Here is a 16,417-nt window from a genome sequence, read left to right on the forward strand (position 1 = left end):
GCGGGGACGGGGGAGCCGGTGGCGCCGGCGACGTTGACGGTCAGGGAGGCGCCGGGGGCCAGGGCGGTCTTGGTGGGGTTGGCCGTGGTGCCGGTCCTGGTGTCGAGGAGCCGCCTGGGGGTCACCGGGACGAGGTGGGCGAAGGCCCGTGGCGCCACGGGCGCTGATGCCAGCGAGGTCGGTCCGGTCCCCACGGCGTTGGTGGCTGTGACGGTGAAGGTGTAGGCCGTGTCGTTGGTCAGGCCGGTCACCGTCGCCGAGGTCGCGGACCCCGCCACCGTGGCTGTCACGCCGCCCGGCGAGGCGGTGACCGTGTAGCCGGTGACCGGGCTGCCGTTGGCGGTGGCCGCGGTCCAGCTCACGGTGGCCCGTCCGTCGTCGGGGACCGCGGTCACCGATGTGGGGGCCGAGGGCGGCGTGGCGACGGGCGTGAACCGCATGGCGTCGACCCCGACCTGCGCGGTGGTGGGACTCGCGCTGTTGTCGCTGGCGTGGACCTTCACCGGGGCGCCGGCCTGGGCACTGACGGTGCCGAGAGGTGTCCAGCCGGAGAGGAGCGACTGGTCGAGCGTCTTGGTCGTCGTGCCGCGGGCGTCGGTGACGGCATACGTCACCGTGGCCGTGGCATGCGTCTCCGGCACGTACGCCTCGACGGCGTAGAACCCGGTCGCGAGGCTCGGCGACCAGGTGGCGCCGTTCTCCTCGCCCCGGCCCGCGGTCGAGTAGGTGTAGTAGGCGCGTTTCTGCAGACCGGAGCCCTCGTTGGGCTTCCAGTAGTACATGTCGCCGGTGAAGACGAAGCTGGTGCTGCCGGGGCCGTAGGTGCCGGTTCCGTAGCTGACCGCGACCGGGTTGCCGGTCACCCGGCCGCCCACCCAGTTGGCGTCGATGTCGAGCTTGACGCCGCCCCACGTCTCGCTGCCGGTGCTGTACTGGTGCACCCGCTGGCCCTTGCTCCAGTAGGTGTCCTTGAATTCCGGGTAGTTGTCTGAGTCGGACACGGTCTGCAGGCCGTTCCAGTTCGCGAACCACACGTTGTCGGGCGCCGTGAAGCCGGTCGTGCCCATGGCCTTGGACAGGTCGACCATGAGCGAGGACGAGCTGCCGTAGGCGCCGGAGGTGTAGCCGCGGGCGTGCAGCTCCTGGCTCCACGCCGTCAGGAAGGTCATGACGGTGGCGGTGCACCCCGCGACGGTGTTGTCGTAGCCCTCCATGTCGTAGTAGACCGGCGTGCCGGCGCCGAGGGCGAAGTAGGCGGCGCGGCCGGCCGCGTCGGCGGCCGCGGCCTTGCCCTGCGCGGCGGCCTGCTTCGGGTCGATGGTGGCAAGACCCGTCTGGTTGACGCAGGGCGCCTGGACGCCGACGTAGATCGGGATCAGGCCCCAGCCCATCGAGCTGACCTGGCTCACCCAGCTCGCCGAGAGGTTCCCGTCACCGCAGGCTCGCATGGACCCGCCGATGTAGATGCCCGTCGCGCGGTAGGGGGAGCCCAGCCACTTCTGCATGGTCGTCGTGCTCGGGGCCGCGCAGGTGTCGAAGCCCATGCCGGTGAACGTCTTCGGGCCGGAGGCCGCCGTGGCGGTCGTGAGGGCGGTCGTGAGGGCGGCCGGGCTCGCGACCGCTGCGGCGCCGGTGGCGCTGTAGGTGCCGGAGGTGGTCGACGTGCCCGAGAAGGTGGCGGGAGCGACGGTGCTGGACGGGCCGGACGCGGCGGGTGCTGCCTTCGCGGTCGCGAGGACCTCGTCGACCTGCGCCTCGCTGTCGCCCCAGGCGGCGTCGACCTGCACGTCCCTGGTGGTGAAGCGGGCGGCCTTGGTGCGTTCGCTCGGGCTCCTCCCGGTGTGGGCCACGAGCGAACCCACCGTCGAGGTGCTCGGGGTCATCGGCGTCGTGTCGCGGTCTGCGGCGGGGTGCAGCCAGACGGTCGCGGCGCGCCCGACCTTGTGCGCCGGGCAGTCCTGCTGGCTGCCCGGCCTGCCGACGTAGACCGCCTTGACGTCGAGTCGCACGCAGCGGGACGGGTCCGCGTCGAGGTCCACGACCGACCAGTCCGCGGGGACGGTGAGCTGGACCCCGCGGTAGTCCACCGATCGCGGCTTCGACGGTGCCGTGGGCTTGATCGGGGCGGCCGGGCTCGGCCCGGCCGGCTGGGCGGTCGCAGTGGCGCCGGTGGTCGGCCCGGGGCCGGGCCCTGCCGTCGCTGCCCCTCCGGCGGTGACGGTCAGCGCCGCAGCGCCGACCAGGACCGTGAACCGGCGCCATGAACGGGACATCGTGAACCTCTCGAGCCGACTGCAACGGGTGGGCCGTGCCAGCCGGACCACCAGCCTCTCGACACAAAACGCGCATAACGTCGCCCGGCGTCGACGGTACCTCCAACTCCAGCCCCATGGGCCCCGACCGCCACATCGGTGTCGTCTCCTGGACCGGGCCGCGGGGGTGATCAGTCCACGAGGAGGTATGCCGGGTGCTGCGGGAGGGTGCCGGCGTCCCGGAGGTGCCGGCCGAGGTGCACGGCCCCGTCGAGCGCTCCGCCGGCGGCCGGGCTCCGCCGCTCGCCGGCCGCCTCGAGGCCCGCGTCGAGGGCGTCGGAGATCACGGGGGAGGCCAGCAGGCCGCCGGTGGCGCTGAGGACCGGCTGGTCCAGGCCGTCGGCCGCGCGGAGGAGCGAGGTGGCCAGCTGGGTGCCCGCCCGCACGCACAGCTTCCTGGCGACGGCATCCGTCTCGGCGGCCCCCGTGACGAGAGGAGCCACCGACGCGAGGCGCTCAGGGGCGTCGGGGGCGGCCATGACGAGCCGAGGCCAGGTCTCGGGCGGGCCGAGCAGCTCGGTGGCCGCGCGCAGGAGGGCCCGCGAACCGTCGGCGAGGCCGTCGTGGGCTCGCAGCGCCGACCGCAGCCCTGCCATGCCGAGCGCGGCGGCCGACCCGGCGTCGCCGAGCACGTGGCCCCACCCGTCGACGCGGCGCCACTGCGCGTCGAAGTCGGTGCCGAACGCCACGGCCCCGGTGCCTGCTGCCACGACGGCGCCCGCACCGATGCGGCCGGTCGCGCCGACGAGGTTGGCGACGGCGTCGCTGACGACGACGGTGCGTCGGGCGTCGAGTCCCGCCACCACGGCGGCGAGCACCGCGGCCCGGTCGGCGAGGAAGAGCAGGCCGCGCATCGACCACACGACGACCTCCGGGGCGGTGGTCGCACCAGAACACCCGTCAGGTGCCGGGTCGTCACGGGCCGGCCGTGCGGCGGTGTGGGCCAGCAGCGACCGGGCGTCCGCCACGAGGGCCGCCACGTCGATGCCGGCGGCCCCGACCCGCGCGCCCGGTGCCGTGACCACCGGGCCCGGCCCGGCGGCATACGTCTGCAGGCGAAGGCCGGAACCGCCGACGTCGACGGCGACGACGGTGCCCGGACGGCCCGTCATCGGGCCACCCGGGCGTGCGGGCCGGTCACTTCGCCATGCCGGCGGTCAGGCCCGCCACGATCTGCTTGGTCGCGACGAGGAACAGCACGATCAGCGGGATGGTCGTGATGACGAGCCCGGCGAAGACGGCCGAGTAGTTCGTGGCGTTCTCACCGAAGAAGTTGGTGAGGCCGACCGGCAGGGTGTACTTGTCCTCGCGGCGCAGGAGCACCAGCGGGAAGAGGAAGTCGTTCCAGATCGGCACGAAGCGGAAGACTGCCACGGTCGCGACGGCCGGACGCACCATCGGCACCATGATCCGCCAGAAGGTCTGCCAGCTGCTGGCGCCGTCGAGCGACGCAGCCTCCTCGAGCTCCTCGGGGAGCTGCCGGAAGAAGGTCGTCAGCACGAAGATCGAGAACGGGATGCCGGACGAGGCGTACATCAGCGTCAGGCCGAGGCGGGAGTCGATCAGGCCGAGGCCGTCGAAGAGGTAGAAGATCGGCAGGATCGCAAGGTGGATCGGCAGCATCAGGCCCGAGAGGAACAGTGACTCGAGCCAGCGGAAGATGCGCGACCGGCCACGGGCGAGGGCGTAGGCCGCCATCGTCGCGACCGTCGTCGAGAGGGCCACGGCACCGACGGTGACGACCAGGGAGTTGCCGAAGTACGTCGCGAAGTTGCCGGTCGTCCAGGCCTCGACGTAGCTGGCGGTCGTCGGCGGGCTCGGCAGGCCGAGCGGGTCGGAGATGAGGTCGCCGTTGGTGCGGAAGCTGTTGGTGACCATGAGCAGCAGCGGCACGAGCGCCAGGGCGGCATACGCCCAGAGCAGGATGCTGGCACCCGCGCCGCCGACGGGCCTCGTCGCCCGCGGCGGGGGTCGCCGGCCCTCGCGGGCGGGCCGCGCCGCGTCGAGGTCCTGGGGCACCTCGGTGGAGGCGACAGCCGTGGTCATGCGGTGATCCTCCGCTCGTGGCGGCGCAGCACGGCCGTGGCCGCGTACGCCCCGCCGAAGATGATGAGGAAGAGCAGCGTCGCCAGGGCCGACGAGCTGCCGATGGCGTCGGTGGCGCCGGAGTCGAACGCCGTGCGGTAGAAGAGCAGCGACACGAAGTCCGTTGCGCCCGCGGGGTTTCCGGTGGACCCGCCGAACGCGTACGGCAGGGCGAACGCCTCCATGGCGAAGATGAACGTCAGCACCGACACCGTGCCGATGGCGGGCACGAGGAGCGGCAGGGTGATCCGGAAGAACGCCTGCCGGTTGGTCGCGCCGTCGACGCGGGCGGCCTCGGTCAGCTCCTCCGGGACCCCGCCGAGCGCCGCCCCGTAGAGCAGGACCGGGAAGCCGATCCACTGCCACACGCTGACGAGGATGACGACCCAGGGGGCGGTCTTCGGGTCACCGAGCCACGGCAGCGCCCACGAGTCGAGCCCGAGCTTCGTCAACAGCGTGTTGACCGGTCCGAACGTCGGCGAGAGCAGCAGGGTCCAGAGGTAGCCGATGACGATCGGGCTCACGAGGTAGGGCATGGCGTAGAGCGTCTGGAGCACCCGCCGGCTCCGCGGCCGGCTGTAGAGCAGGTACGCGATCGCGAGACCGAACGTGTTCTGGACCAGCATCGTGCCGAGGAAGAACAGCACGTTGTGCAGCAGCGCCTGCGGCAGGTCCGTCGTGAACGGCGCCTTCGTGAAGAGGGTGACGAAGTTCGTGACCCCCGCGAACGCCCCGCGGGTCGTGCCCTGCCACGAGAAGAAGGCGTACGAGAACGCCGTCACCATCGGGTAGAGCACGAACACCGCGAAGAGCGCGAGTGCCGGGGCGACGAAGACCAGGCCGGTGCGGCGCCTCATGCCATGCCTTTCGGGTCGAGCGTCACGCGCTGGGCTTGAACCAGGTCTTGACGCCGGTGTCGAGGTCCTGGCTCACCGCGGAGGCGTCCTTGCTGCCGAGCAGCAGCTCCTGCAGGCCCTTGCCCATCAGCTCGCCACCCGAGGGGGTGCCGTAGCGGAAGTCGGTGAGCAGCAGGTAGGGCGAGCCGGAGTTCTTGTAGTTGTCGCTCATCTGCTTGAGCAGCGGGTCGCTCGGCTCGACACCGGGAACGGCGGAGATCTGCTTGATCTCCTCGCCCACCATCTGGCCGAACTCCTTGGAGGTCATCCACTTGACGAGCTCCGTGGCCTCGGCGGGGTGCTTCGACTTGGCGGAGACGCCGAAGTTGCCATCGGCCCATCCTGCCGTCGTCGCGGGCGAGCCGCTCGGCGAACCGGGGGCCGGCGGCACCTGGAAGATGCCGATCTTCATGTTCGGGTTGGCCTTCTGGAAGACCGACAGGTCGAAGCTGCCGCCGGGGATCATCGCGGCCTTCTCGGCGGAGAAGAGCGTCTGCGCATCGGTCTGCGCGACACCGGTGACGTTCTTGGGCATGTACTTCTCGAGGTCGCCGACGACCTTGACGGACGCCACCCAGTCGGGGTCGGTGAAGGTCTTCTTGCCCGAGACGACTGCGTCGCGGAAGGCCTTGCCGCCGAAGCGGGCCCCGGCCACGACCTCGTGCACGATCGGCAGCGTCCAGTCGTCCTTGGCCCCGACGGCGATCGGGGTCACGCCTGCTGCCTGGAGCTTGTCGTTCGCGGCGATGAACTCGGCCCACGTGGTGGGGGCCTTGAGGCCGTTCTCCTCGAAGAGGCCCTGGTTGTAGAACATCTGGACGGTCTGGCGCGCGAACGGCACGGAGTAGGTCTTGCCGTCCTCCTTGCCCTTGGCGCTGGCGACGATGTTCTCGTCCCAGCCGGAGAGGTCGACCTTGCCGTCGAGCGGCAGCAGCGACTTGGAGGCCACCGTGGTCTGCAGCTGGCCGTAGGAGCGGACCTGCGGCACGTCCGGGCCGTTCGAGCCGGCAAGACCGGTTGCGAGGATCTTGTTGTACTCCGTGGCCTTGAATGCCTTGAAGTCCACGTGCACGTTCGGGTGCGACTTCTCGTAGGCGGCGAAGATCTTCTTGTATGCCGCCTCGTCCTCCACGCGCCACGACCAGACCGTGAGGTCGACGTTGCCGTCACCGCCGGCACCGGTCGAGCCCGACGAACCACCGGCCGACGGGGAGCAGGCGGTCACGAGGAGCGCTCCGGAGAGCGCGGCGAGCGTGACGAGCGTGCGGCGTGCGCGCCGCGTCGAGCCGGGAAGGCGTGAGGCGAACGTCATGGTGGTGCTCCTGTCGGGTTCTGCAGGGTGCCGGGGGGTGGCACGGGGGTGGGCGGGGAAGAGGTTTCAGCGTTCGGGAGTGGGTGTGGCAGCGGCCGGTGTGACGGCGCCCATCGCGCTCAGCGCCCGGGCGACCGAGCCGCCGTTGGCGGCGATCGCGTCGCGGGCCGTCGCCACGCCGACGCCGGCGAGCATGGCGAGCAGCGCCGGCTTCAGCTCGCCGTCCGCCTCGTCGAGGGCGGCCCGGGCCTCCTCGGAGCCGGCTCCGGTGGCCTCCTGCAGGATGCGCACGACGCGGCCGCGCAGCTTCGCGTTGGTGGCCACGACGTCGACCATGAGGTTGCTCCACGTGTGGCCGAGCCGGATCATGACGGCGGTCGAGAACGAGTTGAGGACGAGCTTCTGGGCCGTGCCGGCCTTCAGGCGCGTCGAGCCGGTCAGGGCTTCGGGGCCGGTGCGCACGGCGAGGAGGATGTCGGCGTGGACGGCCGCCTCCGCGTGGGGGTTGGCGGTCACGAGGGCCGTGACGGCGCCGAGCTCACGGGCACGCGCCAGCGCGCCGGCCACGAACGGCGTACGCCCCGAGGCGGTGAGCCCGACCGCGATGTCGCCGGCACGCAGCACGTCGGCCTCTGAGCGGCCGAGGTCGGCGTCGTCCTCGACGTTCTCGACGGCGTGGACCAGGGCACGCGTCCCACCGGCGTGGTGGGCGACGAAGAGGCCCTCGGGGGCGTTGAAGGTGGGGAGCAGCTCGGCGGCGTCGAGCACCGCGAGCCGGCCCGAGGTGCCGGCGCCGAAGTAGTGGACGGCCCCGCCGGCGGTGAGCGAGTCGACGGCGCAGTCCACGAGGCGGGCGAGGTCGGGCAGCACCTCGTTGACGGCGACCGCGACCTTGGCGTCCTCGGTGTTGAGGGCCCGGAGGATGCCGAGGGAGGTGTGCGTGTCGATGGACGTCGTCCCGGGGTGGCGCTCCTCGGTGGGGGCGTCCACGGTCACCTCGCTCTTCACCCGTCGGAGGTTACTTTCCTACGGTGACACCGTCAATGCCGTAAATGAGTAACGTTCCGGTCACGGGCCCGGCCCGTGGGTTCAGTCGGTGACGTGGTGGCCGGCGACGGCCTCACGGGTGTCGACGACCGCCTTGCGGGCGCGCCGCAGGTTGCGCTGGGCCACGGCGATGTAGAGGCAGTCGACGACCGTCAGGGCCGCGATGCGGCTGGCCGTCGCCCCCGAGCGCAGGCTCGTCTCGCGGGCTGCGGTCGTGAGCAGGAAGTCGACTCCCGAGGCGAGCCGCGAGAGGGGGAAGTTGGTGATGGCGAGGGTGTGCGCGCCGGTGGAGCGCGCTGCGGCCAGCGCCTCGATCGTCTCGGTCGTCGTGCCGGAGTGGGAGATGCCGACGGCGACGTCGCCCGGGCCCAGCAGGGTGGCACTCGTCAGGGCGATGTGCGGGTCGTTCCAGGCGAAGGCGATGACGCCGATGCGGTGCAGCTTCTGCTGCAGGTCGGTGCCGACGATGGCACTCGCGCCGATGCCGTAGATGTCGACGCGGCCGGCGCGGGCGATGGCAGCAGCCGCTGCCGCCAGGGCGTCACGGTCGAGCTGCTGGGCGGTCTCCTCGACGGCGCTCGCGTCGGTGAAGGCCACCTTGGCGATGATGTCGTCGATCGTGTCCTTGGCGCTGATGTCGGTGCCGCTGCGCCGCAGCGTGCGCGGCTGTGCGGACTCCTCGGCGAGCGCGAGGCGCAGCTGCGGGTAGCCGGGCAGACCCAGCCGGCGGCAGAAGCGCAGCACCGTCGTCTCGGACGTGCGCGCAGCAGTGGCGAGCTCGCTGATGGTCAGGCCCGCTGCTCGCCGGGCGTCCGCGAGGACGATGTCGGCGACGCGGTCCTCGGCGGGTGACAGGGAGGGCCGGATCCCCCGCAGGTGGATGAGCAGCGACGCGCTCGCAGCACCTGCGGGGGAGGCAGCCCCGTCCTCGGTCCTTGGCATGGGCCTACGCTACGGCGTCGCGGCCGGCCAGCCGCCACCCTTGGGGGGTGAGGGTGTCGGGCGCCTTCTCCCCGTCGAGCAGGATCCCGCCCGGGCCTTGCACGCGGATGTCGTCGACCGCCACGCCACGGCCGAGGTAGCCGCCGTCGGTGGTGTGCCGCCAGCGCAGCTGCTGGGACCCGGCCGGCAGGTCGGCCCGGACCTGGACCCACCTGCGCGTGCCGGAGCCGGAGATGACCCCGTCGGCGGTCTCGGTCTGGCCGCGGTCCCTGAGCTCGAGGGGCAGTGCCGTCCAGGTCGCCCCACCGTCGGTGGAGCGCTCGAGGTGGAGCAGGTCGGTCTCCTCCGTGTCGAGGAAGAGGTCGAAGCCGAGTCGGGCACCACTCGTTCCGACGGCAAGGGTGGGCGTCGTCAGCGTGGTGGTCGCCGCGTTGTCGGAGCCCGTGACCCAGGCCGTGTCGCCGTGGCGGGGCCGGATGCCCATCGCCGCCGCGAGACCGTGCGCCCACTCGCGCCGTGCCCCGTTGACCGAGCCCCAGTTGCGCGACGGGTGCACGCGGTTGGTGAGCAGGATCGCGAACGAGCGCGACGTGAAGTCGATGACGATCGAGGTGCCGGTGTAGCCGGTGTGTCCGGCGGTGCGCGGTCCGGAGAGGGCGTCCATGTACCACCGCTGGTCGAGCTCGAAGCCGAGGCCGTGGTCGTCGCCCGGGAACGCCTCGTTGAAGTTGGTGATGAGGGCCTCGACGCTCTTGCGGCTGAGGATGCGCTCTCCCCGGTAGGCGCCGCCGTTGAGCAGGGCCTGCGACAGGACGGCCAGGTCGTCGACGGTGGAGAAGACGCCCGCGTGCCCGGCGACGCCGCCCAGCGACCAGGCGTTCTCGTCGTGCACCTCGCCGCGCACCATGCCGCGGGGCGGGGCGCTCTGGTACTCGGTGGCGGCCGTCCGGGCCTTGTCGGCGGGGTTGTAGCCGGTGTCCTTCATCCCCAGCGGTGCGGTGATGCGGTCGCGGACGACGACGTCGAGCGCCTGGCCGCGCAGGCGCTCGACGAGGACACCCAGGGTGATGAGGTTGAGGTCGCTGTAGAGGTATGTCGTGCCCGGCGGGTTGGTGAGCGGCTGGTCCATCACGGCCTTGATGCGCGAGGCCTTGTCGGGCCACTTGCTCCAGAGCGGCAGCCACGACGTGAAGCCGGAGGTGTGCGTCAGCAGCTGCCGCACCGTGACGGACTCCTTGCCGTTCGCCGCGAACTCGGGGAGGTATGCCGCCACCGGGCTCTCGAGGGAGACCTTGCCCTCCTCGACGAGCTGGACCACGGCGATCGAGGTGAACAGCTTGGACATCGAGGCGAGGTCGAAGACGGTGTCGGTGCGCATCGGCTCCCACTGGTCGCGCGGGAGCTCGGTGGTGGCGTCGGCGTAGCGCAGCGCCCAGCCGCTCGCGTCTCGCTCGACGATGCGTCCCTCGTGGCCCATGATCCCGACGGCGCCGGCGAAGAGCGGGTGGCCGCCGGGCGGGCTCTGCTCGTGGGCGTGGATCTGCGCGACCGACTCCGCGATGGGCGCAGGGTCGAGGCCCAGGGAGGCCGGGCCGGCGTCGGACAGGACGGTGTTGGGCGGGGCGAAGCCGCGGTCCGGCTTGCTGAAGTCGTCGGCGGCGGCCGGACCGGCGGTCACGAGGCTCCCCACCACGGCGAGGCTGCCGAGGGCGGCCGGGACGAGTCTGCGCAGGCGCATGTCACTCCTGGATTGTCGGTGGTCGAGCGCTGCGCGGTCAGTTCGCCGGGCCGCGGTAGAGGAGGTACTGCTTGCGGCGGGCGTCGAAGCCGGCGAGCTCGTCACGCCAGGCGCCGACGACCTCGTCAGCGGAGGCGCCGGCCGAGATCTGCCTGCGCAGCCGCTGTGAGCCGGTGAGCTTGTCGATCCAGTAGGGCCGCGCCGGGTCGTAGGAGTCGTAACGCCAGTCGAAGTCGGGGTAGAGCGCCTTGGCGGCGACGAGCATCTCGACGGCGGCACGCATGGGGTCGAACGTCGACGGGTCGGTGACGTGCAGCTGCACGCCACCGCAGACCTTGCCGGTGTGCTTGCTGAAGGTCGGTGAGAAGTACGCCTCGCGGAAGCCCACGCCCGGAAGGCCCAGTCCTGCAAGGCGTTCGGCCCACTTGTAGTCAACGAACGGCGCGCCGACCAGCTCGAACGGCCGCGTGGTGCCGCGCCCCTCGGAGAGGTTCGTGCCCTCGAACATGCCCGTGCCCGGGTAGACGAGCGCGGTGCCGGGAGTCGGCATGTTGGGACTCGGCATGACCCATGGGAGCCCGGTGACGGCATACGGCACGTCGCGGCGCCAGCCCCTGACCTCGATGACGGACAGCTCGTCGAGCCGGCTGCCCGCGTCGGCGGCCAGGAACTCGCCGTCGAAGTAGCGGGCGAGCTCGCCGACGGTCATGCCGTGGGCCTGGACGATCTCCTTGGCGCCGACGCCGGAGGTCCACGGTGTCGTCATCATCGGGCCGATCGCCTTGCCGCCGATGGGGTTCGGTCGGTCGAGGACGACGAAGCGGGCGCCGACGGCGACGGCCGCCTGCATGGCGGTGTACATGGTCCAGATGTAGGTGTAGAAGCGCGCGCCGACGTCCTGGATGTCGAAGACGACGGTCTCTACCCCGGCCGTGCGGAACATCGAGGTCATCCTCGCGACGTTCGCGCCGTAGGCGTCGTAGACAGTGAGGCCGGTGCGCGGGTCGGGGTGGGTGCCCTCGGAGTCGCCGGCCTGCGCGGTGCCGCGGAAGCCGTGCTCGGGCCCGAAGACGCCGACGATGTCGACGGCCCCGGACTCGTGCATGTCGTCGACGATGGTGCGCAGGTCGGTGAGGATGCCGGTCGGGTTGGTGATGACCCCGACCTTCTGGCCCTCGAGCGTCGACCAGTGCGACGCCGCCGCGCTCTGGGCGCCGGTCGTCACGGGGTTGTTCGGGTAGCTGCTGCCGTATGCCGTCGGGGTGCCCTGCGCTGCCCGTGAGCCCGCGGCGGTCGCCGGGATGGCGACGGCGCCGAGCGCTCCGGCGGTGAGCAGCTGCCTGCGGTTGAGGTTGGTCATGTGAGGAGCTCCGTTCGCGTGCCGGCCGGGCCGGCGTCAGTAGGTGAGGCCGTGGCCGAAGGGGTACAGCACGGTGTCGGGGTCGCCGGCGACGGGGATGTCGACGGGCAGTGAGGCGGTGGGGGCGACGTCGCCCACGATGACGCGCGCCGCCGCCTCGATCGCGACGGGGCTGTAGGAGTAGGTCGCGACGTAGGTGGGCGCGTCGGTGAAGTAGGCGATGTCGTAGGGGTCCCGCACGGCGACGACGACGACCGTCCTGCCGGTGGCGAGCAGCTGCTTGACGAGCTTCTGCTGGCCGCCGCGCTTGTCGGTGACGCTGGTGTCCCAGGCCTTCATCGTCGTCACGACGACGACGTCCTTGTCGGCCGCCGCCGCCACGGCGGAGGCGACCTGCGCGTCGGTGGGCGACGTGCCGGTCTGGAGGGTCTGGACGGTGGCGCCCTTGCCGGTCAGCGCCGCCGCCAGGGTGGCGGTGGTCCCGACGCCGTAGCCGGTGACCAGGACCTTCTTGCCCTTCGGGGCCAGCGGGAGCGCCTTGGCGTCGTTCTTCACGAGCGTCGTCGTGCGGTCGGTGATGGAGTTCGCAGCGGCCAGGTGGGCCGGCGTGCCGACGACCGAGGACATCGCAGCCGGGTCGGCGTACGGGCGGGCCACGATGCCGCGGCGGTACTTCAGACCGAGCACGCGGCGGACCTTCGCGTCGAGCTCGTCCTCGGTGATGCGGCCGCTGCGGACGGCGTCGAGGACGGCGGCGAAGGCATCGTCCATCGCGGGCGTCATGAGCAGCTGGTCGACACCGGCGAGGAGGGCTCGAACGGCCACCTCCGCGTCGCCGTAGAGGTCGCGGACGCCCTGCATCGCAAGGGAGTCGGTGACGATGACGCCCTTGTAGCCGAGCTGGCCGCGCAGGAGGTCCGTCATGATCGGCTTGCTCAGCGTTGCCGGGTTGCCCGAGTCGTCGAGGGCCGGGAACGACAGGTGGGCGGTCATGATCATGTCGATCTGCTCGTTGATCGCGGCCTTGAAGGGCGGCGCGTCGATGGCCTCCCACTGCTCGCGCGTGTGCGTGATGATCGGGAACGCGACGTGGCTGTCCGTCGCCGTGTCGCCGTGGCCCGGGAAGTGCTTGGCGGACGATGCGACACCCCCGTCGCGCTGGTAGCCGGCGACCTGGGCGGCCGCGAGCTGCGCGGCGAGCTCGGGCCGCGACGAGAACGACCGCGTGCCGATGACGGGGTTGAGCGGGTTGACGTTGACGTCGCAGTCGGGCGCGAAGTTCGTGTTGACGCCCATGGCCAACAGCTCCATGCCGGTGATCGCGGCGGCGGTGCGGGCGTCGGGGGCGCTGCGGCCGGCGCCGAGGGCCATCGAGCCGGGGAACTGGGTGGCCGGCGGTCCGATGCGGGTGACGACGCCCTGCTCCTGGTCGGTCGCGATCTGCAGCGGGATGCGCACCTTGCTGGCCTGCGTCAGTGCCGCCTTCTGCAGCCCGTTGGAGAGGCCCACGATCTGGTCGGGGTTCTGCACGCTGTCGGTCCAGGCGAAGTAGATGATGCCGCCGAGGTGGTACTTCTGCACGACCTCGGCGGGGCTGGCGACACCGTAGAGGGGCAGGTTGCGGGCGTCCGGCGTCGTCGCGTCGCTGCCGTAGACGTTCTGGATGAAGAGCTGGCCGACCTTCTCCTCCAGCGTCATCCGCGCCATCGTCGAGGTCACCCAGCCGTTCTCGGCGGCCGGGGGGTTGACCGGGTTGCCGGCCGCACGCGCGCTGCTGGCGGCTGCACCCGCGGCTGCGGCGGCGAGCCCGCCTGCGATGACCGAGCGCCGCGAGAGGTTGGACATGGACATGGGAGCCTCCGGAAGATGTGAAGAAGTGACGCATTCCGCCCTTCCTCCGGAACTTACCTACGCCTTCGGAGGTCGGCAACAGATAGCGCGATCCCGTCGGGCTGACAGGGCCGGCAGGACAACGGGACGGGCGTGTTCACGTCGCGCGGGTCGAGGCGGGGCGGGCTCACCAGCCGGCGAGGGACCTCACGGTCTGCACGGTGTCGATCTCGGAGACCGGCTTGTCGTCGCGGTAGCGGATGACCCGTGCGAAGCGCAGCGCCATGCCGCCCGGATAGCGGCTCGAGCGCTGCACCCCGTCGAACGCGATCTCGACCACCTGCTCGGGCCGCACAGTCACGACCCAGCCGCTCTCCTCGGCCGGGTCGACGGCGAGCTCGCGGAAGCGCTCGGTCTGCCAGGTGAGCATCTCGTCGGTCATGCCCTTGAAGGTCTTGCCGAGCATGACGAGCTCGCCCGTCTCGGCGTCGCGCGCCCCGAGGTGGATGTTGGAGAGCCATCCCTTGCGCCGCCCACTGCCCCATTCGACCGCCAGGACGACGAGGTCCAAGGTGTGCCGGGGCTTGACCTTGACCCACCCGGGACCGCGCCGGCCCGCGGCATACGGCAGGTCGGGGTCCTTGACGACGACGCCCTCGTGACCGGCGGCGACGAGGTCGGTGAAGAACTGCTGCGCGCGCTCCGGGTCGTCGGTGAGCTCGCGGGGCACCATCCACGACGGGGGCACGGTGTGGGCCAGGTGCGACCAGCGGGTGGCCGCCGGCTCGTCGAGCAGGTCCTTGCCGTCGAGGTGCAGCAGGTCGAAGAAGTAGGGCGTCAGCGGCACCTCCGCACGCAGGCGCTCGACGTCGGCGCTGCTGGCGGTGCGCGCGCCGGTCACCTGGAAGGGCTGCGGGCGCCCGTCCTCGGCGAGCGCAATCACCTCGCCGTCGAGCACGAGCGTCTCGACGTCGAGCCCGGCGAGGGCCTCGGTGATCTCGGGCATGCGCTCGGTCACCTCGTCGAGGGTGCGCGTGAAGAGCCGCACGGTGCCGGGGCTCATGCGGTTGTCGACGTGCGCCTGCAGGCGTATGCCGTCCAGCTTGGTCTCGACGACGACCTGGCCGCCCAGCGTGGCCAGGGCCGACGCGACGTCGGGCGCCGCACCGGCGAGCATGGGCCGTAGCGGTCGTCCCACCTCGAGCGTGAGGGCGTCGAGGGCCTCGGCGCCGCCGGTCAGGGCCGCGCGGGCGACCGGTCCGGCGAAGCCGGCGACCATGACGGCCCGGCGGACGGCGGCGTCGGGGACCTCGCCCGCCTTGGCGATCGCCTGGAGCACGACGCCGTCGCCGGCGCCCTGGCGCGTCTCACCGGTGATGAGGCCGCGCAGCCAGGACTGCTCGTCGGCGGTGGCCCGGGCGAACAGGTCGCGGACGGCCGCGGCGCGGGCCGCTGCCGAACCCGAGCCGCCGATGCCGGCGATCGCGGTGGCGGCCGCGTCGACCTCCTCGGCGGTCAGGCTCGACTCGTCGGCCGGCTCGGGCAGGTCCTGCAGGCCGCGCCAGCTGACGCCGATGCGCCGCTGCGGCAGCACGCCGGACAGGTGCGCCGTGACCACCTCGACGACCTCGGGGCCGTCCTGCGCCGCCCGCCGCAGGCAGGCTGCGAGGGCCTCGACCTTCGCGGTGCGCGAGGCGGTGGCGGCGACGGTCCGTGAGGTGGCGACGACGTCGGAGAGCTGCATGACCTGATCTTGCCCGGCGCCGCCGACACCCAACCCTCAGGTCGGGGTCCCGGCTACATTTCGAGCATGGGTGACACAGCCGGTCGGTCCCGCGGTCTCCTCCGGACGCTCGCCCTCGGCGTGACCGCCACGGCCGGCACCCTGGCCCTCCTCGAGCGGGTGACCCCGTGGCCGTCGGCGTTGCTGGTCCGCCCCGCGTTCGAGCGCGTTGCCGCGCGCACCAGCTCTGAGCTGCGGAAGCACGTCCCCGGCGATCTCGTCGAGACGGTCGACGAGGCATACGACATCAGCTCTCCCGACGGGCGGCTCGACGTCTTCCGTCCCGCCCGGGAGGAACCGCTCCCGACCGTCGTCTGGGTGCACGGCGGCGCGTTCCTCTCCGGAGGCAAGGGCGACGTCGCCAACTACCTGCGTGTGCTGGCCGGCCGAGGTTTCACGACCGTGGGCGTCGACTACTCCATCGCGCCGGGCTCGCGTTACCCGACTCCCGTCCGGCAGGTGGCGGCCGCTGTCGCGCACCTCGTCGACCACGCAGACCGGCTCGGCATCGACCCCGGGCGGATCGTCCTCGCCGGTGACTCCGCGGGTGCCCAGCTTGCGGCGCAGGTCGCCCTGCTCGTCACCGACCCGGCGTATGCCACTGAGGTCGGGATCGACGTCGCGCTGGAGCCCGCGTCGCTGCGGGGCCTCGTGCTCTTCTGCGGGGCCTACGACTTCAGGCTCGCCCGCGGCTCGAGTCGCCTGGGCAACTGGTTCATCGACACCGCGATCCGGTCGTATCTCGGCCCATCTCGCCACGACGAGCGGACCACGCGCCACGGCACGGTCCCGCTGCACGTCTCCCCGTCGTTCCCGGCCACGTTCCTGTCGGCCGGCAACGGGGACCCGCTGCTGCCGCACACGCTGGGTCTCGTCGAGGTTCTCGAGCAGCAGCAGGTCGACCACGAGGTCCTGCTGTTCCCCGAGGACCACGACCCCCGCCTCGGCCACGAGTACCAGTTCGACCTCGACAGCCTGGAAGGACGCGAGGCCCTGGATCGCGCGGTCGCCTTCGTCGACCGCGTCACCGGCTGAGGGTGGGCGGCCTGCGCAGACCGTGGCCTCTCGACGGTGGCGATGCGGCCGTTCGTGGCCTCTCGACGGTGGCGGGG

General features: G+C 72.0%; 12 protein-coding genes. 1 reads left to right on the plus strand and 11 read right to left on the minus strand.

Translation table 11 applies throughout. The annotated features are described in order from the left end of the window. From ABD194_RS10045 to ABD194_RS10095, 11 genes are all read right to left on the minus strand, one after another. The coding region (locus ABD194_RS10045; RefSeq protein ID WP_343990838.1) for a glycoside hydrolase domain-containing protein at window positions 1-2,273 on the minus strand (2,273 nt) is incomplete at its 3' end. A 170-nt stretch (window positions 2,274-2,443) separates the two neighbouring features. Then, complete coding sequence (locus ABD194_RS10050; protein ID WP_343990841.1) at window positions 2,444-3,424, minus strand: N-acetylglucosamine kinase; 981 nt, start codon at window positions 3,422-3,424, stop codon at window positions 2,444-2,446. Window positions 3,425-3,449: 25 nt separating this feature from the next. Further along, complete coding sequence (locus ABD194_RS10055; protein ID WP_343990843.1) at window positions 3,450-4,358, minus strand: carbohydrate ABC transporter permease; 909 nt, start codon at window positions 4,356-4,358, stop codon at window positions 3,450-3,452. Further along, window positions 4,355-5,254, minus strand: a complete 900-nt coding sequence (locus ABD194_RS10060) for a carbohydrate ABC transporter permease (protein ID WP_343990845.1) — start codon at window positions 5,252-5,254, stop codon at window positions 4,355-4,357. The genes ABD194_RS10055 and ABD194_RS10060 overlap by 4 nt, the downstream gene beginning before the upstream one ends. Before the next feature lie 22 nt (window positions 5,255-5,276). Beyond that, entirely contained in the window at window positions 5,277-6,605 is a 1,329-nt protein-coding gene (locus ABD194_RS10065) for an ABC transporter substrate-binding protein (protein WP_343990848.1), read from the minus strand. Window positions 6,606-6,671: 66 nt separating this feature from the next. Then, a complete protein-coding gene (locus tag ABD194_RS10070; RefSeq protein ID WP_343990850.1) occupies window positions 6,672-7,613 on the minus strand; it encodes an N-acetylmuramic acid 6-phosphate etherase in 942 nt (313 codons plus the stop codon). An 81-nt stretch (window positions 7,614-7,694) separates the two neighbouring features. Further along, window positions 7,695-8,594, minus strand: a complete 900-nt coding sequence (locus ABD194_RS10075) for a MurR/RpiR family transcriptional regulator (RefSeq protein WP_343990852.1) — start codon at window positions 8,592-8,594, stop codon at window positions 7,695-7,697. Window positions 8,595-8,598: 4 nt separating this feature from the next. Next, complete coding sequence (locus tag ABD194_RS10080; protein WP_343990854.1) at window positions 8,599-10,332, minus strand: serine hydrolase domain-containing protein; 1,734 nt, start codon at window positions 10,330-10,332, stop codon at window positions 8,599-8,601. Between the two features lie 37 nt (window positions 10,333-10,369). Further along, on the minus strand, window positions 10,370-11,692 hold the full coding sequence (locus ABD194_RS10085; RefSeq protein WP_343990856.1) for an exo-beta-N-acetylmuramidase NamZ family protein: 1,323 nt from the start codon (window positions 11,690-11,692) through the stop codon (window positions 10,370-10,372). Window positions 11,693-11,728: 36 nt separating this feature from the next. Beyond that, on the minus strand, window positions 11,729-13,543 hold the full coding sequence (locus ABD194_RS10090) for a glycoside hydrolase family 3 protein (protein ID WP_343990858.1): 1,815 nt from the start codon (window positions 13,541-13,543) through the stop codon (window positions 11,729-11,731). A 166-nt stretch (window positions 13,544-13,709) separates the two neighbouring features. Further along, the gene (locus ABD194_RS10095) at window positions 13,710-15,266 is read right to left on the minus strand and encodes an ATP-dependent DNA ligase (RefSeq protein ID WP_343990860.1); all 1,557 of its coding nucleotides are present in this window, start codon (window positions 15,264-15,266) and stop codon (window positions 13,710-13,712) included. A 66-nt stretch (window positions 15,267-15,332) separates the two neighbouring features. Here ABD194_RS10095 and ABD194_RS10100 point away from each other — a divergent pair, with 66 nt between their 5' ends. Then, window positions 15,333-16,340, plus strand: coding sequence for an alpha/beta hydrolase (locus ABD194_RS10100; RefSeq protein ID WP_343990862.1), 1,008 nt, complete (start codon window positions 15,333-15,335; stop codon window positions 16,338-16,340). Window positions 16,341-16,417: the final 77 nt, after the last annotated feature.

Origin of the sequence: Terrabacter terrae, from assembly GCF_039529575.1 — a bacterium.
Taxonomy (GTDB): Bacteria; Actinomycetota; Actinomycetes; order Actinomycetales; family Dermatophilaceae; genus Terrabacter; species Terrabacter terrae.